General features: G+C 64.2%; 28 protein-coding genes. 12 read left to right on the forward strand and 16 right to left on the reverse strand.

The features are described 5' to 3' along the window. The first annotated feature begins 94 nt into the window (after positions 1-94). Positions 95-1,069, forward strand: a complete 975-nt coding sequence (locus AC5O5R_RS23005; RefSeq protein WP_172220800.1) for a 2-hydroxyacid dehydrogenase — start codon at positions 95-97, stop codon at positions 1,067-1,069. 72 nt (positions 1,070-1,141) lie between these two features. On the opposite strand, the gene AC5O5R_RS23010 is transcribed toward AC5O5R_RS23005, so the two are convergent. After that, on the reverse strand, positions 1,142-2,044 hold the full coding sequence (locus AC5O5R_RS23010; RefSeq protein ID WP_172220802.1) for a DMT family transporter: 903 nt from the start codon (positions 2,042-2,044) through the stop codon (positions 1,142-1,144). 275 nt (positions 2,045-2,319) lie between these two features. Here AC5O5R_RS23010 and AC5O5R_RS23015 point away from each other — a divergent pair, with 275 nt between their 5' ends. Then, positions 2,320-3,195 carry a helix-turn-helix transcriptional regulator gene (locus tag AC5O5R_RS23015; protein ID WP_172220805.1) on the forward strand — a complete coding sequence of 292 codons (876 nt, stop codon included), beginning with the start codon at positions 2,320-2,322 and terminating at the stop codon, positions 3,193-3,195. A 138-nt stretch (positions 3,196-3,333) separates the two neighbouring features. On the opposite strand, the gene AC5O5R_RS23020 is transcribed toward AC5O5R_RS23015, so the two are convergent. The 6 genes from AC5O5R_RS23020 to AC5O5R_RS23045 form a co-directional block, all read right to left on the reverse strand. Then, positions 3,334-5,721, reverse strand: a complete 2,388-nt coding sequence (locus tag AC5O5R_RS23020) for a TonB-dependent siderophore receptor (RefSeq protein ID WP_494514756.1) — start codon at positions 5,719-5,721, stop codon at positions 3,334-3,336. A gap of 119 nt (positions 5,722-5,840) precedes the next feature. Beyond that, positions 5,841-6,824, reverse strand: a complete 984-nt coding sequence (locus tag AC5O5R_RS23025; RefSeq protein ID WP_494514757.1) for a FecR family protein — start codon at positions 6,822-6,824, stop codon at positions 5,841-5,843. Further along, positions 6,821-7,396 (reverse strand): RNA polymerase sigma factor, encoded by a 576-nt coding sequence (locus tag AC5O5R_RS23030; RefSeq protein WP_172220814.1) that lies wholly within the window; start codon positions 7,394-7,396, stop codon positions 6,821-6,823. The genes AC5O5R_RS23025 and AC5O5R_RS23030 overlap by 4 nt, the downstream gene beginning before the upstream one ends. Positions 7,397-7,400: 4 nt before the next feature. Beyond that, on the reverse strand, positions 7,401-7,727 hold the full coding sequence (locus tag AC5O5R_RS23035) for a DUF3325 domain-containing protein (RefSeq protein ID WP_172220816.1): 327 nt from the start codon (positions 7,725-7,727) through the stop codon (positions 7,401-7,403). Further along, the gene (locus AC5O5R_RS23040) at positions 7,727-9,304 is read right to left on the reverse strand and encodes a PepSY-associated TM helix domain-containing protein (RefSeq protein ID WP_172220818.1); all 1,578 of its coding nucleotides are present in this window, start codon (positions 9,302-9,304) and stop codon (positions 7,727-7,729) included. The genes AC5O5R_RS23035 and AC5O5R_RS23040 overlap by 1 nt, the downstream gene beginning before the upstream one ends. After that, complete coding sequence (locus tag AC5O5R_RS23045; RefSeq protein WP_172220821.1) at positions 9,301-9,606, reverse strand: DUF3649 domain-containing protein; 306 nt, start codon at positions 9,604-9,606, stop codon at positions 9,301-9,303. The genes AC5O5R_RS23040 and AC5O5R_RS23045 overlap by 4 nt, the downstream gene beginning before the upstream one ends. A 319-nt stretch (positions 9,607-9,925) precedes the next feature. Here AC5O5R_RS23045 and AC5O5R_RS23050 point away from each other — a divergent pair, with 319 nt between their 5' ends. Together AC5O5R_RS23050 and AC5O5R_RS23055 are read left to right on the forward strand one after the other, a co-directional pair. Beyond that, positions 9,926-10,273, forward strand: coding sequence for an HPF/RaiA family ribosome-associated protein (locus AC5O5R_RS23050; protein WP_172220824.1), 348 nt, complete (start codon positions 9,926-9,928; stop codon positions 10,271-10,273). 123 nt (positions 10,274-10,396) lie between these two features. Next, positions 10,397-10,687: a DUF3509 domain-containing protein gene (locus AC5O5R_RS23055; RefSeq protein ID WP_172220827.1), complete on the forward strand. Its 291-nt coding sequence runs from the start codon at positions 10,397-10,399 to the stop codon at positions 10,685-10,687. Positions 10,688-10,690: 3 nt separating this feature from the next. Here AC5O5R_RS23055 and AC5O5R_RS23060 read toward each other — a convergent pair whose 3' ends face one another. Further along, positions 10,691-11,161 carry a phosphate-starvation-inducible protein PsiE gene (locus tag AC5O5R_RS23060; protein WP_172220830.1) on the reverse strand — a complete coding sequence of 157 codons (471 nt, stop codon included), beginning with the start codon at positions 11,159-11,161 and terminating at the stop codon, positions 10,691-10,693. A gap of 230 nt (positions 11,162-11,391) precedes the next feature. On the opposite strand from AC5O5R_RS23060, the gene AC5O5R_RS23065 reads away from it, so the two are divergent. Beyond that, positions 11,392-11,655, forward strand: a complete 264-nt coding sequence (locus tag AC5O5R_RS23065) for a YebG family protein (RefSeq protein WP_016489064.1) — start codon at positions 11,392-11,394, stop codon at positions 11,653-11,655. A gap of 187 nt (positions 11,656-11,842) precedes the next feature. Here AC5O5R_RS23065 and AC5O5R_RS23070 read toward each other — a convergent pair whose 3' ends face one another. Next, positions 11,843-12,862, reverse strand: coding sequence for a Leu/Phe/Val dehydrogenase (locus tag AC5O5R_RS23070; protein WP_172221774.1), 1,020 nt, complete (start codon positions 12,860-12,862; stop codon positions 11,843-11,845). A gap of 124 nt (positions 12,863-12,986) precedes the next feature. On the opposite strand from AC5O5R_RS23070, the gene AC5O5R_RS23075 reads away from it, so the two are divergent. Further along, positions 12,987-13,793 carry a SirB1 family protein gene (locus tag AC5O5R_RS23075; protein ID WP_172221771.1) on the forward strand — a complete coding sequence of 269 codons (807 nt, stop codon included), beginning with the start codon at positions 12,987-12,989 and terminating at the stop codon, positions 13,791-13,793. Here the strand turns inward: AC5O5R_RS23075 and maiA are convergent. From maiA to hmgA, 3 genes are read right to left on the reverse strand one after another with little or no spacing between them, the layout of a single operon-like run. Next, positions 13,787-14,419 carry a maleylacetoacetate isomerase gene (maiA, locus tag AC5O5R_RS23080; protein ID WP_172221768.1) on the reverse strand — a complete coding sequence of 211 codons (633 nt, stop codon included), beginning with the start codon at positions 14,417-14,419 and terminating at the stop codon, positions 13,787-13,789. The genes AC5O5R_RS23075 and maiA overlap by 7 nt on opposite strands. 12 nt (positions 14,420-14,431) lie before the next feature. Continuing rightward, positions 14,432-15,724 carry a fumarylacetoacetase gene (gene fahA, locus AC5O5R_RS23085; RefSeq protein WP_172221765.1) on the reverse strand — a complete coding sequence of 431 codons (1,293 nt, stop codon included), beginning with the start codon at positions 15,722-15,724 and terminating at the stop codon, positions 14,432-14,434. Positions 15,725-15,727: 3 nt separating this feature from the next. After that, entirely contained in the window at positions 15,728-17,029 is a 1,302-nt protein-coding gene (hmgA, locus tag AC5O5R_RS23090) for a homogentisate 1,2-dioxygenase (RefSeq protein WP_172221762.1), read from the reverse strand. Between the two features lie 173 nt (positions 17,030-17,202). On the opposite strand from hmgA, the gene AC5O5R_RS23095 reads away from it, so the two are divergent. Continuing rightward, positions 17,203-17,985, forward strand: a complete 783-nt coding sequence (locus AC5O5R_RS23095) for an IclR family transcriptional regulator (protein WP_494511668.1) — start codon at positions 17,203-17,205, stop codon at positions 17,983-17,985. A 240-nt stretch (positions 17,986-18,225) separates the two neighbouring features. Here the strand turns inward: AC5O5R_RS23095 and AC5O5R_RS23100 are convergent, their stop codons facing one another. The 3 genes from AC5O5R_RS23100 to AC5O5R_RS23110 all read right to left on the reverse strand — a co-directional run bounded on the left by AC5O5R_RS23100 (position 18,226) and on the right by AC5O5R_RS23110 (position 20,821). After that, positions 18,226-19,140, reverse strand: a complete 915-nt coding sequence (locus tag AC5O5R_RS23100; protein WP_494514758.1) for an SDR family oxidoreductase — start codon at positions 19,138-19,140, stop codon at positions 18,226-18,228. Positions 19,141-19,254: 114 nt separating this feature from the next. Beyond that, positions 19,255-20,160 carry an alpha/beta fold hydrolase gene (locus AC5O5R_RS23105; protein WP_172228486.1) on the reverse strand — a complete coding sequence of 302 codons (906 nt, stop codon included), beginning with the start codon at positions 20,158-20,160 and terminating at the stop codon, positions 19,255-19,257. Between the two features lie 205 nt (positions 20,161-20,365). Continuing rightward, positions 20,366-20,821, reverse strand: a complete 456-nt coding sequence (locus tag AC5O5R_RS23110; protein WP_172228484.1) for a flavodoxin — start codon at positions 20,819-20,821, stop codon at positions 20,366-20,368. A 125-nt stretch (positions 20,822-20,946) separates the two neighbouring features. On the opposite strand from AC5O5R_RS23110, the gene AC5O5R_RS23115 reads away from it, so the two are divergent. Together AC5O5R_RS23115 and AC5O5R_RS23120 are read left to right on the forward strand one after the other, a co-directional pair. Continuing rightward, positions 20,947-21,375, forward strand: a complete 429-nt coding sequence (locus AC5O5R_RS23115; protein ID WP_172228482.1) for a PAS domain S-box protein — start codon at positions 20,947-20,949, stop codon at positions 21,373-21,375. A 59-nt stretch (positions 21,376-21,434) separates the two neighbouring features. Then, complete coding sequence (locus AC5O5R_RS23120; protein WP_172228480.1) at positions 21,435-22,052, forward strand: hypothetical protein; 618 nt, start codon at positions 21,435-21,437, stop codon at positions 22,050-22,052. Here the strand turns inward: AC5O5R_RS23120 and AC5O5R_RS23125 are convergent. Then, a complete protein-coding gene (locus AC5O5R_RS23125) occupies positions 22,037-22,972 on the reverse strand; it encodes a MerR family transcriptional regulator (protein ID WP_172228478.1) in 936 nt (311 codons plus the stop codon). The genes AC5O5R_RS23120 and AC5O5R_RS23125 overlap by 16 nt on opposite strands. A 131-nt stretch (positions 22,973-23,103) precedes the next feature. On the opposite strand from AC5O5R_RS23125, the gene folM reads away from it, so the two are divergent. The 3 genes from folM to AC5O5R_RS23140 are packed head-to-tail and all read left to right on the forward strand — an operon-like array spanning position 23,104 to position 24,482. Then, entirely contained in the window at positions 23,104-23,841 is a 738-nt protein-coding gene (gene folM, locus AC5O5R_RS23130) for a dihydromonapterin reductase (protein ID WP_172228476.1), read from the forward strand. Positions 23,842-23,851: 10 nt separating this feature from the next. Beyond that, a complete protein-coding gene (locus tag AC5O5R_RS23135) occupies positions 23,852-24,148 on the forward strand; it encodes a DUF1244 domain-containing protein (RefSeq protein WP_172228474.1) in 297 nt (98 codons plus the stop codon). Continuing rightward, entirely contained in the window at positions 24,141-24,482 is a 342-nt protein-coding gene (locus tag AC5O5R_RS23140; RefSeq protein WP_172228472.1) for a HopJ type III effector protein, read from the forward strand. The genes AC5O5R_RS23135 and AC5O5R_RS23140 overlap by 8 nt, the downstream gene beginning before the upstream one ends. Positions 24,483-24,567 lie beyond the last annotated feature (85 nt).

Below are 24,567 nucleotides of genomic sequence, written 5' to 3' on the forward strand. Positions count from 1 at the left end.
GATCGACCATGCCTGAGGGCTGCACTGTACCTGTGGGAGCGGGTTCACCCGCGAAGAAGCCACCATTGCCCCCGCCTTGCAGAGAAGTTGCCCGATGAAAAAAACCGTCCTGGCCTTCAGCCGTATTACCCCGGCCATGGCCGAGCGCCTGCAGCAAGACTTCAACGTGATCCTGCCGAACCCCAAGCTCGGCGACATCAATGCCCAGTTCAACGAAGCCCTGCCCGAGGCTCACGGCCTGATCGGGGTTGGCCGCAAGCTCGGCCGCGCGCAACTCGAAGGTGCGGCCAGGCTCGAGGTGGTGTCCAGCGTTTCGGTCGGCTACGACAACTACGACCTGGACTACTTCAACGAACGCGGCATCGCCCTGACCAACACCCCCGACGTGCTGACCGAGAGCACGGCCGACCTGGGCTTCTCGCTGATCATGGGTTGCGCCCGCCGCACCGCCGAGCTGGATGCCTGGACCAAGGCCGGCAACTGGCAGGCCACGGTGGGCCCGGCCCACTTCGGCAGCGATGTGCATGGCAAGACCCTGGGTATCGTCGGCATGGGCAATATCGGCGCAGCGCTGGCGCGCCGTGGCCGCTTCGGTTTCAACATGCCGATCCTGTACAGCGGCAACAGCCGCAAGCCCGCGCTGGAGCAAGAGCTGGGCGCGCAGTTCCGCAGCCTTGAGCAGTTGCTGGCCGAAGCGGACTTCGTGTGCATCGTGGTGCCGCTGTCCGATGCCACCCGCAAGCTGATCAGCACCCGCGAGCTGAAGCTGATGAAGCCAAGCGCCTTCCTGATCAACATCGCCCGTGGGCCGGTGGTGGACGAGGCGGCACTGATCGAAGCGTTGCAGAACGGTACCCTTCGCGGTGCCGGCCTGGATGTGTACGAAAAAGAGCCGTTGAGCGATTCGCCATTGTTCAAGCTGCCCAATGCGCTGACCTTGCCGCATATCGGTTCGGCCACAGCCGAAACCCGTGAGGCCATGGCCAACCGGGCGATGGACAACCTGCGTGCGGCGCTGCTGGGTGAACGCCCGCGGGACCTGGTGAACCCGCAGGTGTGGAAGGACTGATAGTTCGCTACTGCCTGCACCGGCCGCTTCGCGGGCATGCCCGCGAAGAGGCCGGTGCAGGCAATGCACCACCTATTTAGCCATCACGACAGGCTCAGCCACCCTGGCCTTGGACTTGCGAAACACCAGCACATTCCCCGCCATCACCGCCACCAGCCCAAGCAACGCTGGCGGCGTCCACTGGTACCCCTCGACCACCGCCGACACATTCAACGCCACCAGCGGGAACAGCACCGTGCAATAAGCCGCCCGTTCCGGCCCCATGCGGCCAACCAGGGTCAGGTAGGCGGTGAAGCCGATCACCGACCCCGGTATCACCAGGTACATCAACGAGCCGATATAGCGCGTGTTCCATTCCATGGTGAAAGGCACGCCGCTGACAACGCAATACACGGCCAGCATCGTCGCGCCATAGACCATGCCCCAGGCATTGGTGGTCATCGGCTTGAGCCCGGCCTTCTGCTGCATACTCGAAAGCAGGTTGCCCGCTGAAAAGCACAGCGTGCCGAGCAACGCCAGGCCAAGGCCATACAAGGTCTCGCGGCTGGCCGCGTGGTGGGCCAGCTCCGGCCAGAACAGCAAGCCCAGGCCAAGCAGCCCCAGGGCGCCGCCGCCGAGTACATTGCTGGCGATCTTCTGGCCGAAGAACACCCGCGCGTTCAGCGCGTTCCACAGGGTGGCAGTGGAGAACACCACGGCGATCAGGCCGCTGGCGATCCATTGGCTGGCGGTGAGAAAGCACATGAAGTTGACACAGAACAGGCACAGGCCCTGGACCAGGCAGATGAGGTGGCCACGACGGTTCATCGGCTGCAGGCGGCGGGTGAGCAGCAGCAAGGCGAACAGGATCAGGCCGGCCAAGGCAAAGCGGTAGACGATCGAGACCGGGATGGCGACCACGCCCAGTTGCAGTTTCAGGGCGATCCAGGTGGTGCCCCAGATCAGTACGGTGAGCAGGTAGAGCGACAGGTTCATCGGTGGGGCTCCTAAAGCGAACGACCAGACATCCCGGGGCCGCTGTGCGGCCCATCGCCGGTGAGCCAGCTCCCACAGGAACAGCATCAAGCTCAAGCCGGGCGCTGTCCCTGTGGGAGCTGGCTTGCCGGCGATCGAGGGCGCAGCACTCGCGGCGGCATTCCAGTGTTCCCCCGGCGAGCCCCCAGCGCTTGCACAAACTTGCGCATTTGTCCCGCCGATGGCTGTAAGCCGGCCCAAGCCGCAGTACGATGGCTGGCAAGAGGAGCCCGCCCATGACCCCACTCACCCAACTGCAAGTGTTCACCGCCATGCAAGCCTCGCCCCACGCCTGCCTGGAGTTGAGCGCGCACCTGGGCGACGGGCTGGCGGCGGCGTTGTGGAGCAACCGCGACGATGCCCGCGACTATCAGGCGCCAAGCCATCACACCCTGTCGTGCTACATCGCCGACGGCACCGGCACCTTCCGCCGCCAGCGCCCGGCCGACAAGGGCGCACCGGGCAAGCTGTGCATCATGCCGGCCGGCCATGAGTCGAACTGGGTGGTGAACGGCGGCATTCGCCTGGCGCACCTGTACGTCAGCGAGGCGCAGTTCGCCCTGGGCTGCGTGCGCCTGCTCGACCGCGAGCCACGCGAACTGCAGTTGCAGGAAGCGACCTTTCTCGACGACCCGCAACAGGCCGTACGCTTTCGCCAGTTGATCGGACTGGCCTGGGACGAGCCTGGCGAGCGCTTGCTGGCCAGCAGCCTGGCGCACGCAATCGTCGACCATGCGCTGCTCAGCCAGGTCGGGCTGCGCCATGGCCTGCGGTTGAAAGGCGGCCTGGCGCCGAACCTGCGCCGGCAGTTGGTCGACTACATCGAAGCGCACCTGGACCAGCCCATCACGCTCGGCGAACTGGCTTTGCGCTGCAACCTGTCCGAATACCACTTTGCGCGCATGTTCCGCAGCAGTTTCGGGCTGCCGCCGCACCAGTACCTGCTCGCGCGGCGGTTGCACCAGGCGTGCCAGTTGCTGCGCCTGGGGGTGATGCCATTGGGCGAGATCGCCCTGATGTGCGGGTTTGCCAGCGCCAGCCATTTCAGCAACCGGTTCCGCCAGGCTTTCGCTGCAACACCGGGTGAATATCGTGCGGCCATTCGCGGCTAAAGCCACCTGCCTGGCTGGTTTCACTCCGTGAGCATACGCATGACCTGTAGGAGCAGCCTTGTGCTGCGAAGAGGCCACTTTTGCCTTACCGGCCGCTTCGCAGCGCAAGGCTGCTCCTACAACCGCGAACAGGGCGGCTCAGAACTCGAAGGTGCTGGACAAACTGACCTGTCGCGCATCGCCGATAGCCACAAAGTACTGGTTCACCGCCGAGCTGTAGTAAACCTTGTCGAACAGGTTCTTCACGTTCAGCTGCAACAACACCTTGTGCTCGTCGAACCGGGTCTCGTAGCTGGCAAAGGCATCGGCCACGGTATAGGACGGCAAGTCGAAGGTGTTGGTCGAGTTGCCGCTACGTTCACCTACATAGCGCGCCCCTGCCCCTACCCGCAGCCGGTCGCCGCCAAACAGTTGGCCCCAGTCGTACACCGCCGACAGCGAACCGCTGTGCCTGGCCACGTTCTGCAGGCGGTTGCCTTGCAGGGCCGGGTCCTTGGTCACCTTGGCGTCAGTGAAGGCATAGCTGCCGATCAGGCTCCAGCGGTCGCTGAGCTGGCCACTGAGGTCAAGCTCGACCCCCCGTGAGCTGACTTCACCCGCGTTGCTGTAGACCGTTTCACCGGTGCCCGTATCGAAATTGGCCACCAGCACGTTGCGCTTGGTGATATCAAACAGTGCCAATGTCCCGGTGAGGCTGCCGGGGATATCCAGCTTGGCCCCGATTTCCCACGCCTTGCCCTCCTCCGGCGCGACGGAGGAATCCAGCACCACGCCCCCGGTCAACGGCGCAATGCTGGAGTTGGGCTTGAACGATTCGCTGTAGCTGCCATAAAACGACAACTGCTCGTCGACCTTGTACACCACCCCCGCATGCGGCACCCAGGCCTGACCACTGTTGTCGGTGTTGGCCGTGAACGGGCGCCCCCGGCCGGCATACTGGTCAAACTGCTGGAAGCGGGCACCGGCGACCAGGATCCAGTGCTCGTCGAGGTGCAGTGAATCCTGCAGGAACAGCGCATCGGTACGCAGCTTGTCGGTCTGGTCGCTGTCACTGGCACGCACGCTGGTGCCCTCCACTTCCTGGCCGTATACCGGGTTGGTGTAGCTGAAGGTGGACTGCGCAGTCTGGCGGATCAGATCGCCACGGAAGACCTTGCGGTCTTCATGATCGATGCCGAACGACAGGTCATTCTGCAGGCCTGCCAGTTCGACGTTGCCGTTGAGGCTCAAGGTAGCGAACTGGTCGCGACTCATGGCGTTATGGGTGCCGTCGATGCTGCGGGTCAAGGTGCCCTTGGCTTCATTCACTCCGGTGACCCGCACCTGGCTTGCGTCGTAAGTCTCGCGGTTGAAGCTGTAGCCAAAATGCAGCTTCCAGTCATCCGCCAGCTGGCGGTCGACTTCCAGCCGGTACAGATCGGAGCGCCCTTCCATGTCGTTGAACGGCTCGTCCAGGCGCCGCGTAGCCGGGATGTCGAGCGGGTGGCCGTTGCTGCCGAACGCCGTGCCGCGGTCGAACGGGTAAAGGAATTCGCGGTGCTCGTAGGCCAGCACCACTTGCGTGTCTTCGCCCAGCCAGGCCAGCGAGGGTGCCAGCAGCGACTCGCGGTGCACGCCGTAGTTGCGCCAGTAATCCTCGTCTTCGTGGTCGACGATCAGGCGGTAGGCAAAGTTGCTGTCGCCCAGCGCGCCGGTGCTGTCGAGCCCACCGCCGCTGCCGTTCTTGCCACTGCCGTAAGTCGAGCCGCGCACGGTCAGGGCGTTGTACTGTTCAAGCTGCGGGCGCTTGCTGACCACGTTGATCACCCCACCCGGGTCCTGGATGCCGTACAGCAGCGAGGCCGGGCCCTTGAGCACTTCGACCCGCTCGGTGCTGGCGTTCAGGCTACGACCCTGCACGATGGGCATGCCATCGCGCATGATCGAACCGTCACGGTTATCGCCAAAGCCGCGCTTCATCACCGTGTCCGAGGTGCCACCAAAATTGTTGCCCTGGGTGATACCGCTGACGTTGGCCAGGGCGTCATCGAGGTTGCGCGGGGCCTGGTCGCGAATGACCTGGGCCGGCACCACGTTGATTGCCTGGGGGATGTCCTGGTTCGGCCCCTGCCCGCGCATGATCGAGGCACTGGCCGGGGGCTGGTAGCTGAAGCTGTCCAGCTGCGAGGTTACGGTGGTGGCCTGCAGGTTGAGAGCGCCCGAGGTGTCCAGCGCTTCCAGGGTCAGGGTGCGCCCATCGATACGGCGCCAGGCCAGGCCGGAGCTGCCCAGCAGCAGTTGCAGCGCCTGCTCGGCAGGGTAACTGCCATGCAGGGCCGGCGCTTGCACGCCTGGCAATTCCAGGGTGTAGACAACGCTCTGGCCAGTCGTGCGGCTGAACGCGTTGAGTGCCTGGGACAAGGGCTGCGCCGGCTGGGCGAAGGCGAATACCTGCTGCTCGGCGGCGCAGGCCAGGGGCGCGACAGTCATGGCCGGGAACGCAGCAAGGCCGAGCCAGAGGGGAACGCAACACGGGGTGAACTTCATGGACGCTGACCTGTGAGAGGGATATTACTGCGAATGAATCGCACTTCCACTCATTACACGGATGCCACGTCCTGTTACCTCACCCGCTGCCTGAAAATATTTTTTGTTGGTGCAGGCGACTAGCGGATCAGGGTCAACCGCCCCAGCACTGTCTGCTGCGAAAACCCCATTACCTTGCCCAGCGAACCCAGCGCTTGCAGCGGCTCGGCTACCGGAAAACTGCCGCTGACCTTGCGCTGCCCCAGTTCTTCGTTGAGCAACAGGATGCGCCCTGGGTGATAGCGCCCCAGCTCTTCAATCACCTGCGCCAGCGGGGCCTGATAGTAATTAAGCCAGCCCTGGCGCCAGGCCAGGCGGTTGTCGCTGTCCACTGCCAGGGGGGCGCCCGCCCGACCTGCGGCGTAGGCCACTTGTTGGTTGGCCGTCAGCTCACGCGCTGCGGCGCCCTGTGCCGGGCTAACCGCCACGCGCCCGCTGCGCACGGTGACCTGGGCACCCTCGCCCTGCTCACGTACCTCGAATTGCGTACCGAGCACCCGGACTTCGCCACCGGCAGCCTCCACCAGAAAAGGCTCGCCAGTATGCGTGACCTGGAAGAATGCGGCACCGTGCAGCAAGCGCACACGGCGCTCCCCCTTCACGAAATCGACCGCAATCGCGCTGCCCGCATCCAGCGTCACCTGCGACTGGTCTGCCAAAGTCACCTGGCGGATTTGCCCGGTACTGCTGTAGTCGGCCTGCAGGTCCTGTAGCCAGTACCCCGGGTGCCAGCCACCGGCGACACCCACTGCCATCACCAGGCAGGCCGCCATTGCCAGCGCTGCGCCCCGCTGCCACCAGCGGCCCATGGCCGGCGGTGTTGCCATGGCGTCCAGGTAGCGTTGCAGGCTTTCATGCTCTTCCTCGGCCAGACGCGCTGCCGGGGCAGCGCTTTTCTGCCACAGCGCCTGGGCTTGGGCATAGGCGGCACGGTGGCCAGGGTCGGCCAGCAACCAGCGCTTGAACGCCGCCCCTTCGGCTTGCCCGGGCTGCTCGTTGATACGCCTCAGCCACTGCAGGGCAGCCTGGGATTGCGCCTCGGTGATCGGGGGTAAACGGCTCATCGACGGGCGCTCCCTGGCCGGCGTGGGGTGGACGCGGGCTCGGCAATACTCGCCTTGCACGCTTCGAGGGCGCGCATCATATGCTTTTCCACGGCGCTCCGGGACAGCTGCATGGCGTTGGCGATCTCGCCGTACTTGCAGCCATGGATGCGGTTCAGCAGGAATATCTGCCGGGTGCGTTCGGGCAAAGCGCGCAAGGCGGCCTCGATGCGCTGCAGGTCGTGATCGACTGCCACGGCCTGCTCCGGCGCCCGGGCCATGCTCGCTTCATCCATCGACCAGGCGGCTTCGGCCACGCGTTCGCGGCTGCCCTCGCTGCGCAGGTGGTCGATGGCCAGGTTGCCAGCGCAACGCAGCAGGTAGGTGTCCAGCGCCTCGACCTTGAGCTCCGGGCGGCGCCAGAAGCGCAGGAACAGCTCCTGGACCAGGTCCGATGCCGTGGCCCGACAACCCACCCGGCGGCTGACCATCGCCTCCATGCGTGCGCGCTGGGCCTGGAACACCTGGACGAAGCGGGCCCGCCCGCCGGCGCTGTCGGCGCCCGCCTCGTTGCTATCGCGCTGCTCGCTCATCGGGTCACACGGCAAACACGGCCAGCAGCGGGCCCAGCACCACGCTGGCCGCGGCCAGCCCCAGCAGCAGGCGCGGCTGGTAGGGCAGGCCAAACACCCACAGGGTCGCACCGGCCATGATCACCGCCGTCCACTCCACCAGGCCATGGCCCCAGCCGCGCAGCTGCACGCTGAGGATCAGCGACAGCATCAGCAGCAGCCAACCGGCAACGCGCAACAGGCGCAGCTGGCCGGGGCGTGGCTTGCGCCCGAGCAGGTCGTTGAAGTGCTTTTCCATGGCCAGGCACAGGGCGACGAACCCTGCGAAGGCGATCAATGCGTTACCCAGCATCAGCTCGCCTCCGCTGTTTCAGTGCCCGGCGTCTTGGCCGCACGCGGGGCCCGCTTGGCCGAAGATCTGGGGCTGCGCAGCATCTTGCCGGCCAGCCAGGCCAGGAACAGGCCAGTGCCCAGTGCCGTCAGGTCGAAGCCGGCCATGGCCCAGTCCCCCGCCTGCAGCGAGTGGTTCAGGCCGCGCTCGGTAGTCAGGCCGTTGAGCAGCGGCAGCAAGGCAAAGGCCAGCGCGCCCAGCGCCAATTGCTCAGCCCAGGCCCGGCGCCCGCTGCGCAGCACGGCATGCACCAGTGACAGGCCCCAGCCGATGAAGAAGGCATTTACCTCCCAGTCGGCGCGACCGTCGACGCCCATCGGGATCAGCCGGTTGGCCCAGAAGAACCCCGCCACGGCCAGCAGCAGGCCGCTCATGCTGGCGATATTGAGCACCTCGACCAGGCGCAGCTCGCCCGGCACGTGTGCGCCTTTGGCATGCTTGAGCTGCCGCTTGCCCAGCCACATCACCAGCCCGGTGCCGATCACCGCGGTGCCCGCCACGCCGAAGAAGAAGTACAGCCAGCGCAGCCAGGGCCCGGCGAAGTTGCCCATGTGCAGGCCGGCGAAACTGAAGGCGGTCATCATCGCCCCGCTCTCCGGCTTGCCCTGGCTCAACAAGGCGCCACTGGCGCCATCGAAGGTCCAGTTGGCGCTGCGCCGGTAGGCCACGTGGTCGGCAGCGGACTGGGTAAAGGTGACGCGGGCATTGCTGTCGCCCGGGTTCTGCACCTGGATATTGCCGATACGCGCGCCCGGCTGCAGTTCCTGCACCTTGGCGTACAGGCTGGGCAGCGCTACCAGGGGCGTGGCCAGCTGGGCGGCCTTGGGCGCGTCGTTGCGGCCGAACAGGTCGTTGAAATACTTGTCGGTGTTGTTGCCATAACTGGCCATGATGCCCGCCGGCATGACCATGTACATGAACAGCACCAGGCTGCTGTAGCTGATCATCAGGTGGAACGGCAGCACCAGCACGCCAATGGCGTTGTGCCCGTCCAGCCAGGAGCGCTGGCCCTTTCCGGGGCGGAAGGTGAAGAATTCCTTGAAGATCTTCTTGTGGGTGATGATGCCGGTGACCAGCCCCAACAGCATGATGAAGGCGCAGAAGGTCGACAGCCAACGGCCGAACGGGTACGGCATCTGCAGCTGGAAATGAAAGCGGTAGAAGAACTCGCCACCCCGGCTGTCGCGTGCCTCCACCGGCTGGCCGGTCTGGGTATCGAGGGTTTTGCGGGCGAAGCCGCGCGGCCCGCCGTTGGGGTCGCGGTACCCCACGCTCAAGGCCGCCTCGCGTGCGTTGGGCATGCGGATGAACCAGCTGGCCGAATGCCCGGCGTTGTCCTGCAGGTACCGCTGGGCCACCTCCAGGCTGCGTGTCGGGTCCAGTGCATGGCTGCGCACCTCGGGCTGTGCCCAGTGGGTGATTTCTTCCTTGAAATACGACAGCGTGCCGGTGAGGAAGATGGCGAACAACAGCCAGCCGAAGATCAGGCCGGTCCAGGTGTGCAGCCAGGCCATGGCCTGGCGGAAGCCTTCTTTCATGGGTTTTTCATCCAGTAGGCGACGCCGCTGATCATCCCCAGCAGCAGGCTTGGCGCCAGTACCCCCAGCCAGGCACGCCAGGCGCTGCGGCAGGCGAAGCACCAGATGAACGCCAGCACGTAGAAGACGAACGACAGCAGCAGCCCGGTGAGCGTGGCATCGACCGTTGGCAGCGGCGCCACCAGGGCAATGCAGGCGCTGGCCATGGACGCCAGCAGGTAGCCGCCCAGCAATGCGGCCAGGCTGCGGGAGGTCACGGCCAGGCGATAGCTGAGCGACAGGCCAGCGGTTTTGCGCGTCATGGCGAGAGTCCAGACGTTTTCGGGGGTGCAATAATAATGATTTCAATTCTCATAAGCAAAGCCCCATGACGGGCAGTAGGTGGCTGAGCCACGAACCTTGTATGTGCAGAACCCGCTGGCGTTCTGACCGAATGAATAGGGCCATGACCGATTGGATGGCGCGGCTGTACGGCCCATTTGCAACAAGAAATTTATTTTCACCAAGGGGTTGAAATCGTTGCACGGTTGCCTGACCTTAGAGTCAAGAGGCGCAGAAATTCCAAGGGTCTCAAGGGCCTGGACGCGCCTCCATGCGAGCAAGCTGAATAAGGATTGAATCATGCAAATCCAGGTCAACAGCAGCAACCATTTCGAAGGCAACGCCCGGCTCGACCAGTGGGTCCGCAGCACGCTGCAGAACTCGCTGGAACGTTACGAAGACGACCTCACCCGCATCGAGGTGCACCTGCGCGACGAGAACGGCGTCAAGCCCGGACCGCATGACAAACGCTGCCAGATGGAGGCTCGCCCCAAAGGCCACCAACCGATTTCCGTGACCCATACCGCCACCTCGCTGGACCAGGCGGTGGATGGTGCCGCGACCAAGCTGAATCACGCACTGGAACACTTCTACGGCAAGCTGCGCAGCAAGCGCGGCGTCCTCGAACTGAGCGACCCAGACGCCTGATCAACGTTGCAGAAAACGCCCGGCCATGTGCCGGGCGTTTTCATTGGTACCGATCAAAGGTGCTGAACCAATAGGCAATTTTCCCGGTCAACCCCTGCAGTCATTCACTGCAGAAGCAAGACCATGATCAATCCATTTGCCCGCATCAGTGCCGCCTTCGCCCCCGAATACCGGGTCAACCTGAGCATCGCAGACCTCGACGGCAGCATCATGCTGACGCTGTCCGACGACGCCGGGGTGGTCGCCAAGCGCCTCATCACCCAGGCCCAGCGCAACGACCCGGTGCGCCTGCAACGGGTCATCGACAGCATCCGCCTGGGCCTGGCCATCGAACTGGGCCAGAACCCCATGCAGGTGCTGGCCGCGCTGACCCGCGATGCGGGTCATGAGCCGCGCCATTTCATCGCCAACTGAGGGCTACTTGCCCTCCTCCACTTCCTTGCCGTGGGCATCCAGCACCTTGGTCGAGGGGTAGCGGTACGAGGCGTAGCGCACTACCAGGATCGCGAACGCCAGCAGCAGAATCCCGCCGCACACGTACAACAGGCCCACATCCGGCGCCTTGTGGTGCGAGACATCGCCGATCAGCAGGCGGGTCAGCGCGGTGATCGCCACATATAGCAGGAAGCGGATCGGCATGTGGTTGGTCTTGAAGTAGATACCGACCATTGCCCCCAGCTCCAGGTAGATGAACAGCAGCAGGATGTCATCGACGCTCACTCCTCCTTTGCCGAGCATGTCCAGAAAGGTCACCACCGCCGCATAGGCCGTGATCGCGCCAATGCCGAACAGCGCCAGGTAGTGGAAGGCCTCGACACACAGGTTGCCCAGCGAGTCTGCCGAACCGTGCAGGCCCTTGCGCAGCTTTTCTGCCCATTTGATGTCCACGATGTTCCATTCCCCGATACGTCTTGAAGGATGATGCGTCAGCGGTGTGACGCTTGTGCCATGCAGTTAAAGGGCCAGGCCCCTTCGTTGGAAGGCGACCGATTGCCGCAAGGCACCTGTGCAGCAGGCTTTTGCCGGAAGAATCAGGTTGCGCAGCGGTGGCAAATGCCATTACTGTATATGGATACAGTAAAAGCAACACAACCAGCAAAAAGGCATAGAGGTGATGAATGGCCGTCGAAGTGGTGTACCGCAGCAGCCGCGACCCGGAGCGCTTGTTCATGGATAAGGCCGAAGCAGACCGTCACGACAAGATGCTCGAACTGGCCGAGCGCCTGGCCGAGGTGCTGCACAAGGCAGTGCCCTCGCTGACCGAGCAGCAGGTCGAGGAAGCCGGTATCTACATGGCCAAGAACCGCGATGTGTTCGCCCGGGCTTTCAAGAGCCAGCCGGACGCGTTGGCCGAATTGCTCGAAGGTGGTGCAGCCGAGTGATATCGGCGGCGCAGATCTCAAAGCATGCACAGGATCTGTAGGAGCAGCCTTGTGCTGCGAAGGGGCCAGCAGGGCAACAGGTTTGTGTAGGCAGTAATGCCCTCTTCGCAGCACAAGGCTGCTCCTGCAGGTAATGCGTTAGAAGCGGGTTCACTCGCGAAGAGGCCAGCCAAGCCGGTATCAACCCTCAGCCGTACAACAACCGCTCTGCCAGCATCTGCGCCACCCGCGCCGGCGAGCGCTTCTCGGCCTGCGCATGGCCAAACACCTCGGTGAGCCGTGAAGGTATCCCCGCAAGGTGCGCGGTGATGGTGCCCAAGTCCTCGCCACGGTGGGTAAGCGCCACATAGATCAGCCCACCGGCATTGATCACATAGTCAGGTGCATACAGTATCCCGCGCGACTCCAGCTGGTCGGCCACCTGCAAGGTGGTCAACTGGTTGTTCGCCGCCCCCGCCACTGCCGCACAACGCAGCTGCATCACGCTCTGCCCGTTCAGTACCGGCCCTACACCGCACGGGGCGAAGATGTCGCATGGGGTACTGATCAACGCATCGTTGCTTACAGGCTTGGCATCGAACTGCTCCATAGCCAGCCGTACCCGCCCTGGATCCAGGTCGCTGACCAGCAGCTCCGCGCCAACCGCATGCAGTTGCTCGGCCAACGCATACCCCACATTGCCCAACCCTTGCACCGCCACCCGCAGGCCCCTCAGGTCATCACTGCCCAGCCGGAACGAAGTGGTTGCACGGATGCCGGCAAATACCCCCATCGCCGCGTGCGGCGAGGGGTCGCCCGAGGCGGTGGTGCTGGTCACATGGGGCGTGCTCTGGGCGATGCAGTCCATGTCCAGGGTCGAGGTTCCGCTGTCCACGGCGATGATGAAGCGTCCCTGCAAGGTATCGATGAAACGGCCAAAGGCCTCGAACAGCGCAGCGCGGTTTTCCACATGGGGGTTGCGCATGATTACCGCCTTGCCGCCGCCCAGTTGCAGGCCGGCCAGCGCCGCCTTGTAGCTCATGCCCTGGGCCAGGCGAATGGCATCGGTCATGGCGCTTTCGTCATCGGCGTAAGGCAGGTAGCGGCACCCCCCCATGGCTGGGCCCAGCTGCTCGCTGTGAATCACCACCACGGCCTTGAGGCCCGTGGGCGGGTCGGTGAACAAATGCAGCGACTGGGTACGGGTGCTTTGCATCAGTGCGAACATCGACAGGCTCCCCCACGAGGTGCTCCTACCAGTATAGGCATGCCGCCGGCGCCGGCACTGCCGCCGGACCACTGGACGAAACCGCGCGCCACGGCTAATACTCAAGCGTGTGTGGAGAAGCCCCATGAAGCCACGTCAAGCCTGCCTGGCCTGCCTGGAACGCGAGCCTGTCGCCCTGCTGGAAGCCGCATTGTGGATTGCCGCCGAGCACGACCGTAACGTCGAGCCTGCGGCCAGCCTTGTCATGCTGCATGCCCTGCAGCGCGAAGTCAGCGCCAACCTGCCGATGCTGCCCCTGTGCGAACTGGCCCAGCCGCTGCTGCGCCAGCTCAATGCGCTGGGTTTCCAGCAGGATGAGTATCACCCACTGCGCCCACATGCCGCGATGATGGACAAGGTGCTGCAGCGGCGTCGTGGCCAGCCGCTGACCCTGGCCATCCTCGCCCTCGAGCTGGCCCGGCGCCTGTCCATACCGCTGGAAGGCGTCGGCTTCCCCGGCCACTTTCTGCTGCGCGTGCCGGGTGCCGACCACCTGCTCGACCCCTGCGGCGGTCGGCGCCTGTACCCCAGCGATTGCCGCGAACTGCTGGCGCGGCAGTTCGGCCCGCACGTGGCGCTCACCGCCGAGCACCTGTGCAGTGCCAGCCCGCTGCAGATGCTGCAACGCCTGTCACGCAACCTGCGCCAGTTGCACATCAGCAACGACAACCACCTGGCGGCGTTGATCGATGCCGAGCGGGTCATGCAGCTGGGCCCGGTGCAAGTCAGCGACTACATGACCCGCGCTTCGCTCTACCAGCACCTGGATTGCCCACAGGCCGAGCGCTTCGACCTGGAGCATGCCTTGTTGCTCAGCGAAGACCCGGTCCAGCGCCTGAAGCTGTCCGAGCGTATCGGCAAGCTGCCGGCGGCGAACCGTTCACTTCACTGAGCCGGGCTGTCCGGCTGCTGGGCGGGGTGAGCCTTGGCGAACGCCGGGTGCCCGGCAGCCAACGCGGCAACCCGCAGGATGCGTGGGAAGCTGTCAAGGTCGATGTTGAAGCGTTCGGCCGCGTACAGCTGCGGGACCAGGTAGATATCCGCCAGCCCTGGCGTATCGCCAAAGCAGAAGCCCTCATCGCCAATCAGTTGTTCCACTGCTGTCAGCCCCTGGCTGATCCACTGGCCAATCCACTGGTTGACCTGGCCCTCGTCCTGGCCAGCGTGGCGCAAGCGGTTGAGCACACTGACATTGTGCAGCGGGTGAATGTCGCAACCGATGATTGCCGCCACCCCACGCACCTTGGCGCGCGCCTCGGCCGTGGCCGGCAACAATGCAGGCTGTGGATAAACCTCTTCCAGGTACTCGATGATCGCCGGCGACTGCACCAGCAGCTCACCGCCATCGGTGCGCAATGCCGGTACACGGCCTTGCGGGTTGATGGCCAGATAATCCTCGCCGCGCTGCTCACCCTGCAGCAGGTTGACCGGCAGGGACTGGCAGGCCAGCCCCTTCAGTGCCAGGGCAATGCGCACCCGGTAGGACGAGGTGGAACGGTAATAGGTGTACAGCTCCATGCCCCTGCCTCCTCAGTTGGCTGCGATGACCGTGCCGCGGCATTCGCCGAAGCCGATGCTGGCCACACCCTCGCGGGTGCAACGGGCACGCAGGATGATCTCGTCGCCATCCTCGAGGAACTTGCGCACCTCGCCGCTGGCCAGCTCCACCGGGAGCTTGCCGCCTTCGGTGATCTCCAGCAGGCTGCCGAACGAACCTGGCGTGGCCCCCGACAGCGTGCCCGAACCGAACAGGTCGCCTGGCTGCAGCTGGCAGCCGTTGACACTGTGGTGCGCAACCAGCTGCGCCACGGTCCAGTACATGCTGCGGGTGTTGCTGAGGGTCAGGCGGTGGGGGGCAACGCCCTGTTCACGCATGCGCTCGGTCAGCAGCAGTACCTCGAGTTCGATATCGAATGCACCGGCGGCCTGGTCGCGCTTGTCCAGCAGGTACGACAGTGGCTGCGGGTCGCCTTCAGGGCGTGCCGGCTGGGCACAGCGGAACGGTTCCAGCGCCTCGGCGGTGACCACCCAGGGGGAAACGGTAGTAATGAAGCTCTTGGACAGGAACGGGCCCAGTGGCTGGTATTCCCAGGCCTGGATATCGCGCGCCGACCAGTCGTTGAGCAGGCACAGGCCGGCCACGTGCTCAGCGGCATCGCCCACCGGGATTGCCTGGCCCATGTCATTGCCCTGGCCAATCCAGATACCCAGCTCCAGCTCATAGTCCAGGCGCGCACAAGGGCCGAAGCTCGGCTCGGTGTGCCCGGCAGGCAAGGTCTGGCCCTTGGGCCGGCGCACGTCGGTGCCGGACGGGCGAATGGTCGAGGCGCGGCCGTGATAACCGATCGGCACATGCTTGTAGTTGGGCAGCAGCGGGTTGTCGGGGCGGAACAGCTTGCCAACGTTCTTGGCGTGCTCGATGCCGACGTAGAAATCGGTGTAATCGCCGATCTGCGCAGGTACATGCAGCTGGCATTCGCTGGCCGGATACAGCGCAGCCTTCAGCTCCGCCTGGTGTTCGCTGTGCTCGCCAAGCAGCGCTTGCAGGCGCTCGCGCAGGGCGACGCGGGCACCGCGGCCAAGGGCGAAGAATGCGTTCAGCGCGCCGCCACAGGTGGCTTCGACAGCGGCTTTGGCCTCACCGTCGAAAAGGCCTGCGGCCAGCACCGCTTGCAGGTCGAGAACGGCATCGCCGATGGCCACGCCACAGCGTCTGGCCTCCCCAGGCCGGCTGAATATGCCCAGCGGCAGGTTCTGCAGCGGGAAGTCACTGTGCCCGTTGGCGTGCTCGACCCAGCTACGGGCATTGGCAGTGTGGTTCATGGGTTATCTCCGGTTCGGGGTGAAGGTGCTCGGCAAGGTGGCCCAGCAACTATCGTAGTCGGCCTGCAGTTGCGGGCATTCGAGGGCTTGCAGGCTCGGGCGCAGCACCTGGCTGGTCTCGAACATGAAGGCCATGGTGTTGTCGATCTTGTGCGGCGCCAGGTCGGCGGCAATGGCCTTTTCGCAGGTTTCGGCGTCGGGGCCGTGGGCGCTCATCACCCCGTGCAGCGAGGCACCGCCCGGCAGGAAGCCTTCGGCCTTGGCATCGTAGGCACCATTGATCAGGCCCATGAACTCGTTCATCAGGTTGCGGTGGAACCAAGGTGGACGGAAGGTGTTCTCGGCCACCATCCAGCGTGGCGGGAAGATCACGAAGTCCATGTTGGCCAGGCCATGCACGCTGGTCGGCGAGGTCAGCACGGTGAAGATGGACGGGTCCGGGTGGTCGAAACTGACCGTGCCAATGGTATTGAAGCGGCGCAGGTCGTACTTGTACGGCACGTTGCTGCCGTGCCAGGCAACCACGTCCAGCGGCGAGTGCTGCAGCTGGCAGGCCCAGTGTTCGCCGAGATACTTCTGCACCAGTTGTACCGGTCCCTCGGCCTCTTCGTAATGCGCCACCGGGGTGAGAAAATCACGCGGGTTGGCCAGGCCATTGCTGCCAATCGGGCCAAGGTCCGGGAGGCGCAGTGGGGCGCCGTGGTTTTCGGCGATATAGCCACGGGCCTGGCCGTCCAGCAGTTCGACGCGGAACTTCATGCCGCGCGGGATCACCGCGATCTCCAGCGGCTCGACCTGCATCACGCCCAGTTCGGTGGCGATACGCAGGCGGCCATGCTCCGGCACCACCAGCAGTTCACCGTCGGCGTTGAAGAACACACGCTCCATGGAGCGGTTGGCGCGGTAGATGTAAATGCTCACGCCGGTCGGCTTTTGCGCCGCTGCGTTGGCCACCATGGGCAGCCAGCCTTCGATGAAGTCGGTCGGCTCGGCAGGGATTGGCTGGGGGCTCCAGCGCAGGCGGTTGGGGTTGATGTCACCCAGCGGCCCGCTCAGCGGCTGGCACGCCAGGCGCTCGAAACGCGGGTGCAATGCAGACGGGCGAATGCGATACAGCCAGGTGCGGCGCAGCTCGCTGCGGGCCATGGTGAACGCCGTACCCGAGAGCAACTCGGTATACAGCCCATAGGGCGCCCTCTGCGGCGAGTTCTGCCCGACCGGCAAGGCCCCCGGCAGCGCTTCGCTGGCAAACTCGTTGCCGAAGCCGCTGAGGTAGTGAAGGTCGGGTGACATATCGCGATTCATCGATGCCTCCGGGCTCTGGCCGAGCCGTTGCTGGCAGCTGGCTGCTGGCCCGTGACGGGGTGGCAGCGCGTCTGCATTGTTTTTATCGTAATCAGATTACGAATAACGTAATTTGCTACGCGACTGGCGTCAAGCTATAAAGGCCCACTTGAAGAATCCGGAAGAAGATGTCCATGGCCAAAGCCAGCTCCCCCACCGACAACGGCAAGCAGAAAGTTCGCTCGGCGGAGGTCGGCACCGACATCCTCAAGGCCCTTGCCGAGCTGTCCCCCTCCACCTCGCTGTCACGCCTGGCCGAACATGTGCAGATGCCTGCAAGCAAGGTGCACCGCTACCTGCAGGCACTGATCGCCAGCGGCTTTGCCGAACAGGATGCAGCCACCAACCATTACGGCCTTGGACGCGAAGCGTTGCGCGTGGGGCTGGCGGCACTGGGCAGCATCGATGTACTGAAGGTTGCCGCGCTGCCGCTGTCGCAATTGCGCGACGAGTTGAACGAGAGCTGCTTCATTGCGGTGTGGGGCAACCAGGGCGCGACGGTGGTCACTATCGAGCCGGCAGTACGCGCGGTTACCGTGGTGACGCAGATGGGCTCGGTGCTGCCGCTGCTCACATCATCGACCGGGCTGGTGTTCGCCGCTTACCTGCCCGAGCGTGAAACCGTGGAGCTACGTGATCGCGAGCTGGCCGCCCTGCAGCATGGCGCCGATGACTACCAGCCGGTGCTGGCAGGCATTCGCGCGCGTGGCCTGCACCATGTGCATGGCCTGCTGATGCCAGGTGTCGATGCCCTCTCGGCCCCGGTATTCAATGCCATGGGGCAGATCGCTGCGGTGATGACGGTGGTCGGGCCGACGTCGATATTCCATGCCGACGAGCATGGCCCGGCGGCGCAACGGCTGCTGGCGGCAGCGCGTGAAACCAGCTGGCGCATGGGCTACTCACCCGCCGCCTGAGCGCCAGCGTCACTATTGCCCGATACGTAAAGGTGAATGTCATAAGCGGCTATTTTTCCCACAGGATCAACCGCTTATTCTTAACTCACTGGCCGGCATGAAGGGCTTCTCCCCCCCCGCCCTTCAGGCCTGCGAGGTTCACCGACGTAGATTTTGAAGCTCCTTGATCTGACGTCTCGATTGGCCGCTGCGGTTTGCAGCGGCCTTTTTTATTTGCCTTGAAATCAGGCAGTACAAATCTCAGCCCAACGGATACTTCTGCAGGTTATCCATCATCTGCTGCAGCGCCTGCAAACTGTCCTGCGGGTGCACCGCCCCTGCAAAATCACCGATCTGTGCCCACTGCTCCGCCACCTGCTCCGGGGTAAACCCTTCGCGCGGGTCAAAGCCCACGCCCAGGCTGCGCTCCCACCGGACCTTCCCCACCCACCCGCCACCGACCTCGAACAGTTCACCCGTACCCTGGCACTGCTCGCTACCCAGGTACACCACCAGCGGGCTTACCAGCTCCGGCTTGAGCCGCTCGAATATCTGCGGCGGGATCAGCCCTTCGGTCATGCGCGTGCCACCGGTGGGGGCGATGGCGTTTACCAGGATCCCGTGCTTGCGCCCTTCGATCGCCAGGGTGCGGGTGAGCCCGTACAGCCCCAGCTTGGCCATGCCGTAGTTGGCCTGGCCGAAGTTGCCGTATATGCCGGAGGTGGACGCAGTGAAGATCACTCGTCCCCAGTTCTGCTCGCGCAGGTGTGGCCAGGCAGCGCGGGTGACCTTGAAGGCGCCTTCGACATGCACCTGGTAGACCTGCTCCCAGTCACTGTCGTCCATCTTGTGGAACGTCCTGTCCCGCAGGATGCCGGCATTGTTCACCAGCACATCGACACGGCCGAAGCTGTCCAGGGCCTGCTCGACAATGCGTGCGCCGTGGCTGACCGAGTCATGGTTGGCGATGGCGCTGCCACCGGCGGCGCGGATCTGCTCCACCACCCGGTCAGCGGCAGAAGCGCTGGCACCTTCCCCGTGGGTGGAGCCACCGAGGTCGTTGACCACAACCCTGGCGCCGCGCGCGGCGAACAACAGCGCATGGGCACGGCCCAGGCCGCCACCGGCCCCGGTGACGATCACCACGCGATCTTGCAGATGGACAGGCTCGCTCATGCGCACGGCTCCAGGCTGGTTCAGGTCAGCCGAGTGTCCGCCGCCAGCGACAGGGGGGCAATCAAGCTCACCCAGGCTGAATGCCCGGCAATAACCCAGGGCGATGAGGCCGGGTCAGGACCAGGCCACCTTCTGCTGGAAGCAGCCAGGCGCCTGTTCCCGAAAGGCCAGGTAGTGGCGCAGCACCTGTACTGGCGCTTCGGTGTGCGGGTAATGGCCGATGCCCTGCAACTGCACGGTGTCCGGCTGCGGCACCAGTTGCTGGTAACGCTCGAGCATGTGCGCGCCGGACAGCGGGTCGACCACGCCATTGATCAAGCGCAGTGGCACGCTCGTGCGCTGCATCGCCCCGACCCAGCGTTCGCGGTACACACTGCGCTCGGACATGTACCCCACCAGCTTGTGCAGGATGCGCGTGCCCCGGTTGGCGACGATCAGGCTCCAGAAATCATCCAGCGCACTTTCACTGGGGTGAGTGCACGGGCCGTAGATCTGGGTCACGTTGCGCACCAGGTCGTCACGCCCGAACGAGCGCCCTACCAGCCAGCCAAACCGGCTGAGCAGCAGCTTCTGAATCAGCAGCGTGCGGCAACTTTCGGGGAACAACCCGCTATTGAGAAACACGCAACTGGCTACGTCGGCGCGCTGTTCATGGTGGCGCGCCAGCAGCTCCTGAGCCACGCTGCCGCCGTAGTCGTGGGCCAGCAGATGCACAGGCTGGTCGACCTGCAGGTGACCGAGCAGGGCCTGCTGCAAGTCTGCCTGCTCGATCAGGCTGTAGGTATGATCGACCGGTTTGGCCGAATCGCCAAAGCCGAGCATGTCACAGGCGATAACCCGGAAGCGTTGGGTCAAGGGCCCCCACAGGTAGTGCCAGTCCCAGCTGGCGGTGGGGAAGCCGTGTAGAAGCAGCAGGGGCTCTCCTTGCCCCGCGGTCCAGTAGCGGATGCTCTGGCCCCGGAAGATGAAACTCTGTCCCCGGGTACGCCAGACGCACAATGGAATCTCGGCCATGGGCATCAGAGCGGTCCCGGTGAAGTGGTGTTGACGGAATAGGGCAAGGCTGCGGTCATTGCATGTCACCTCGGCACTTACATGTGCTCTCTATGTCGAGGCTGAGTCTAGCCAGCAGCCCGCGGGCTGGAACTTGCGTTGCCAGCCAGCTTGATGACTTGGCGAGTCAGTGGCACGAACGGTCACCGCAGCATGCGCGTGAAGCTTCGAATCAGGCCTGCAACGCTTGAGCAAGCTCAGCCAGCCAAGGCTCGGCATCGGTCTCCGGGGTGACCGTCTCGCTGGCATCCAGGCGCAGCATGGGTTGCACTTCGTTCACGCCCAACTCGGCAAACAGCTCGCGCATCTGCTCACCGCCACCGCAATAGGTATCGCCATAGCTGGAATCGCCCAGCGCGATCACCGCGCCCGGCAAACCACGCCAGGCCGCAGGCAGGGTGTCACGAATGCTGCTGTACAACGGCATGAGGTTGTCCGGCAGTTCACCCATGCCGGTGGTCGAGGTCACGGCCAGCAAGGCTTGCGGGGCAAACCCCTCAAGGTCCTGCAGGGTGGCACGCGCAGCATGCCAGGCCTCCAGGCCCGCAGCCTTGAGCAGCGATTCGGCATGGCGGGCGACTTCTTCGGCGGTGCCATAGACCGATCCGGAAATAATGGCGACTTTCATCGGGTAGAGGATTCCGAAACTGAGTGAAAACGTAGGATACTAGCATCCAGCAATGGCAAAAGGCCGCCTCTACCAAAGTCGCCATCTCCGCCCTTCTTCGCACCCTCATTGCTCAGGGCCAGAACATGATCAACGCGCAGTTGCTGCAATCCATGGTCAATGCGTCCAATGACGGTATCGTGGTCGCCGAACAGGAAGGCGACGACACCATCCTCATCTACGTGAACGCCGCGTTTGAACGCCTGACCGGCTACAGCCGTGACGAGATCCTCTATCAGGATTGCCGTTTCCTGCAGGCCGACGACCGCGATCAGCTTGGCCGTGCGCGTATCCGCAAGGCCCTGGCCGAAGGCCGCCCCTGCCGCGAGGTGCTGCGCAATTATCGCAAGGACGGCAGCGCCTTCTGGAATGAGCTGTCGATCACCCCGGTGCGCAATGACGCCGACCAGCGAACCTACTTCATCGGCATTCAGAAAGACGTCAGCCGGCAGATCGAGCTGGAACGGGAACTGGCGGAGCTGCGCGCTCGTCTACAATCCGACGAGCGTGTCTGAACCAAACGCCCCATTCACGGTCAACCCAGTTGAAGAAATCGCCACCACCGAGTTCGATCATGCAAGCAGACCCGCTCCTGACCCAGGACGAGCTGGACTTCATTCAGAACATGCAGCATTCGCCGCAGTTGAACCTGGCCGACTCCATGTCGAGCCTGCTGGTCAATGGCGACCGCAAAATCCAGAGCTTGCTCACCCGCCTGGTGGCCAACGAGCAGGTGACCTTGCAGGCCCAGTTCAACAACCAGCAGATCAGTTTCCCACTGCAACTGGTGGAGGACGAGTTCCACGCGCTGCACCTGCAACTGGGCTCACCGGAAATCTACGAAGACGGCCCCATGATGCGCCCTTGGCGCCTGTCGATGGACCAGCCGAGCGCGCTGCTCGATGCCCATGACCAGGCAAGCGGCCTGTGGGTGCGTGATATTTCGTTCAAAGGTGTGCTGCTGGAAGTGCGTGACCTGTCAACGGCACCCGCCCGTTTCGAACTGCGCTTCGCCCCGGGCGACATCCCTCCTATCGAACTGCACGGCACTTTGGGCCGACGTATTGGCCCGGACCTGGCGGCCTACGACCTCAGCCAAGGCCCAGCCGAAGAAATCGAGCGCCTGCGCGACTATATTCTCCAGGCCCATCGCCGGGCACACCCCGAACTGCACAATCAGGTATCGAGCTGACCGGCCAGGAACTGCCGCAAACGCTGACGCATCACGCTACTTTGCGCACCCAGGCAGGCGACCGGGCTGCCCGCCAAGCTGTCCTGTGCCGCTTCCGCCGCTTCACCGGCCAGTAACAACGGGCACTCCAGCACCGCCGCCAGGCGCGTCAGGCGCCGGGTGATTTCGCTTGTGGGTGACTGATGGGAAAACAGCACCAAGGCGTCCGGTTTCAGGCGTTCGCATACCAGCGCCAGCTCCTGCAGCGGCTGCCCGCTCGCGAGCGGCGCCACACCAATTTCTTCGCAGCCCAGGGTCAGGCTGGTCACCAGCAATTCCAGTTCGTGGCATTGACCCGGCAAAGGTGCCAGCAGCACCGTGCGGCTGCGCGGCACATGGGCAAGCTGCAGGCGGGCAAACACCCGGCAACGCAGGAACTGGTCGAGGAACAGCCACTCGCTGGCCTGCCCGTAGCCGCGCTGGTCGACCACCAGGTCTTGCCATACCGGCATGAACACCTCGGCAAACACCTGATCCAGCGTACTCGCGGCGAACACCTCATCGAACAGGCGGTGCAGGCGCGCCTGATCGAAACGTTGCACCGCCTGGCGAGCCTGGTGCTGCCAGTGCAGCCAAGTGTCTGTCGCACGGCCTACCTGCCCGGCCAGGGCATGGCCGCGGGCGAGGATACTGCCCACTTTGCTCACCGCCACACCGCGCTCCAGCCAGCCAAGAATACGGCGGATGTCGTCGATATCGGCTTGGGAGTACAGACGGTGACCACTGTCGGTACGGGTTGGTTGAATCAGGCCATAGCGGCGCTCCCACGCGCGCAGGGTCACAGCGTTGACGCCTGTCAGGCGAGAAACTTCACGGATCGGAAACAGCTCCTGCTGCTCCATGGCCATCTCGATCAGCGGATCACGTCCCTGTTCGTTCATCTGCTCGGGCACCCTGGGTGGGTAAGTTGAACAACTAGTCTACTACGACAGCAACGGCCACAGGACACAGCCATCAGCCTGCTGAACCGAGCCGCCGAGGGCAGGCCACCCATGCGCCAAACAGTTCGGGTATGCTGGGCAGCAACCAACGGACAGACAAGTTGACCAGCCCGAACATGAACAGCCCCATTCTCGTAACCGGAGCCAGCCAGCGCGTCGGGCTGGCCCTGGCCCTTGAACTGGCACAGGCCGGCCATACGGTGGTCAGTGCCAGCCGCAGCACCCAGCCAGCAGCAGCGCATCCGAACATCGTGCAGTTCCAGGCCGACCTGTGCCAGGCGGCCGACCGCCTGGCGCTGATCGACCACCTGCACAACCATTACGACGGCCTGCGCGCCATCATCCACAACGCCTCGCTGTGGCTCGATGACGGCCTGGACAACCTCGAGACCATGTTCCGCCTGCACGTCGAAGCGCCCTACCACCTCAACCTGGCCCTGGGCGAGCTGCTGACCAAGGTGGACAAGGCCGATATCATCCATATCTGCGACGAGACTTCTTCGCGCGGCAGCAAAAGCCACATTGGCTACGCCGCGACCAAGGCCGCGCTGCAGAACATGGTGCTGTCGTTCGCCGAAAAATATGCGCCCAAGGTGCATGTGAACGGTATCCTCCCCGGGCTGCTGATCCTCAAGGAAGGGGGTGACGAAGCCTACCGCCAGCAGACCCTGAACAAGGCCCTGCTGCAGTTCGAACCCGGTGCCGGCCCGCTGATCGAGACGGTCAAGTACCTGCTCGCCAGCCAGTACAGCACCGGCAGCCAGGTGGTCATCAACGGTGGCCGCCACCTGAAGAACCGCATGACCTGAGAGAAACCCCATGACCCCACAACAACAGCTCGAACTCGAGGCCGCCGCGTTCCGGCGCCTGGTCGAACACCTGCAGAAACGCACCGACGTGCAGAACATCGACCTGATGAACCTGTCCGGTTTCTGCCGTAACTGCCTGTCCAAGTGGTACAAGGCCGCGGCTGACGAGCGTCAGCTCGACCTGAGCCTGGATGACGCCCGCGAAGCGGTGTACGGCATGCCTTACGCCGAGTGGAAAGCCCAACACCAGAAAGAAGCCAGCGCCGAGCAACACGCGGCGTTTGAAAAAGGAAAACCTCGTGACTGATCTGAACTCCCTGCGCGCCAGCCTGGCCGGCGGCCAACACCTGTTTGCCGACACCCTGGCATTCATTGCCGAGCACTACAGTTACCAGCCGCAGGCCTTCAACAATGGCGGCGTGGAGAACGCTGCAGGGCAAAACGAAGGGTCGTGCAAGACCCTGGGCCTGGCCGTGCTGGAAGGCCTGAGCGACCAGGAAGCGCTGTTGGCCTTTGGCGAGCATTACCGTGATGTGCTGGCCACGCCTGAGGGTAGCGACCATGGAAATATCCGTGCGCTGATCACGCATGGGCTGGCGGGCGTCAAGTTTGCAGCGCAGCCGCTGTCGCGCAAGGCTTGAGATTGCCGGGGCTGCTTTGCAGCCCATCGCCGGCAAGCCAGCTCCCACAGGAATCGCGCCAGCCAGTCTATGTTGGGCAACACAG

This window comes from Pseudomonas sp. 8_5_2, from assembly GCF_059295255.1.

Excerpts from the sequence above, each read along its gene's own strand:
- AC5O5R_RS23045 (WP_172220821.1), bottom strand. The coding sequence starts at position 9,606 with ATGACGCGCAAAACCGCTGGCCTGTCGCTCAGCTATCGCCTGGCCGTG.
- AC5O5R_RS23100 (WP_494514758.1), bottom strand. The coding sequence starts at position 19,140 with ATGAGCGAGCCTGTCCATCTGCAAGATCGCGTGGTGATCGTCACCGGG.
- AC5O5R_RS23015 (WP_172220805.1), top strand. The coding sequence starts at position 2,320 with ATGACCCCACTCACCCAACTGCAAGTGTTCACCGCCATGCAAGCCTCG.
- AC5O5R_RS23005 (WP_172220800.1), top strand. The coding sequence starts at position 95 with ATGAAAAAAACCGTCCTGGCCTTCAGCCGTATTACCCCGGCCATGGCC.
- fahA (WP_172221765.1), bottom strand. The coding sequence starts at position 15,724 with ATGAACCACACTGCCAATGCCCGTAGCTGGGTCGAGCACGCCAACGGG.
- folM (WP_172228476.1), top strand. The coding sequence starts at position 23,104 with ATGCTGGGCAGCAACCAACGGACAGACAAGTTGACCAGCCCGAACATG.
- hmgA (WP_172221762.1), bottom strand. The coding sequence starts at position 17,029 with ATGAATCGCGATATGTCACCCGACCTTCACTACCTCAGCGGCTTCGGC.
- AC5O5R_RS23105 (WP_172228486.1), bottom strand. The coding sequence starts at position 20,160 with ATGCCCATGGCCGAGATTCCATTGTGCGTCTGGCGTACCCGGGGACAG.
- AC5O5R_RS23125 (WP_172228478.1), bottom strand. The coding sequence starts at position 22,972 with ATGAACGAACAGGGACGTGATCCGCTGATCGAGATGGCCATGGAGCAG.
- AC5O5R_RS23025 (WP_494514757.1), bottom strand. The coding sequence starts at position 6,824 with ATGAGCCGTTTACCCCCGATCACCGAGGCGCAATCCCAGGCTGCCCTG.
- AC5O5R_RS23075 (WP_172221771.1), top strand. The coding sequence starts at position 12,987 with ATGAAGCCACGTCAAGCCTGCCTGGCCTGCCTGGAACGCGAGCCTGTC.
- AC5O5R_RS23070 (WP_172221774.1), bottom strand. The coding sequence starts at position 12,862 with ATGTTCGCACTGATGCAAAGCACCCGTACCCAGTCGCTGCATTTGTTC.
- AC5O5R_RS23120 (WP_172228480.1), top strand. The coding sequence starts at position 21,435 with ATGCAAGCAGACCCGCTCCTGACCCAGGACGAGCTGGACTTCATTCAG.
- AC5O5R_RS23055 (WP_172220827.1), top strand. The coding sequence starts at position 10,397 with ATGATCAATCCATTTGCCCGCATCAGTGCCGCCTTCGCCCCCGAATAC.
- AC5O5R_RS23095 (WP_494511668.1), top strand. The coding sequence starts at position 17,203 with ATGGCCAAAGCCAGCTCCCCCACCGACAACGGCAAGCAGAAAGTTCGC.
- maiA (WP_172221768.1), bottom strand. The coding sequence starts at position 14,419 with ATGGAGCTGTACACCTATTACCGTTCCACCTCGTCCTACCGGGTGCGC.
- AC5O5R_RS23020 (WP_494514756.1), bottom strand. The coding sequence starts at position 5,721 with ATGAAGTTCACCCCGTGTTGCGTTCCCCTCTGGCTCGGCCTTGCTGCG.
- AC5O5R_RS23035 (WP_172220816.1), bottom strand. The coding sequence starts at position 7,727 with ATGCTGGGTAACGCATTGATCGCCTTCGCAGGGTTCGTCGCCCTGTGC.
- AC5O5R_RS23135 (WP_172228474.1), top strand. The coding sequence starts at position 23,852 with ATGACCCCACAACAACAGCTCGAACTCGAGGCCGCCGCGTTCCGGCGC.
- AC5O5R_RS23110 (WP_172228484.1), bottom strand. The coding sequence starts at position 20,821 with ATGAAAGTCGCCATTATTTCCGGATCGGTCTATGGCACCGCCGAAGAA.
- AC5O5R_RS23010 (WP_172220802.1), bottom strand. The coding sequence starts at position 2,044 with ATGAACCTGTCGCTCTACCTGCTCACCGTACTGATCTGGGGCACCACC.
- AC5O5R_RS23065 (WP_016489064.1), top strand. The coding sequence starts at position 11,392 with ATGGCCGTCGAAGTGGTGTACCGCAGCAGCCGCGACCCGGAGCGCTTG.
- AC5O5R_RS23040 (WP_172220818.1), bottom strand. The coding sequence starts at position 9,304 with ATGAAAGAAGGCTTCCGCCAGGCCATGGCCTGGCTGCACACCTGGACC.
- AC5O5R_RS23050 (WP_172220824.1), top strand. The coding sequence starts at position 9,926 with ATGCAAATCCAGGTCAACAGCAGCAACCATTTCGAAGGCAACGCCCGG.
- AC5O5R_RS23030 (WP_172220814.1), bottom strand. The coding sequence starts at position 7,396 with ATGAGCGAGCAGCGCGATAGCAACGAGGCGGGCGCCGACAGCGCCGGC.
- AC5O5R_RS23115 (WP_172228482.1), top strand. The coding sequence starts at position 20,947 with ATGATCAACGCGCAGTTGCTGCAATCCATGGTCAATGCGTCCAATGAC.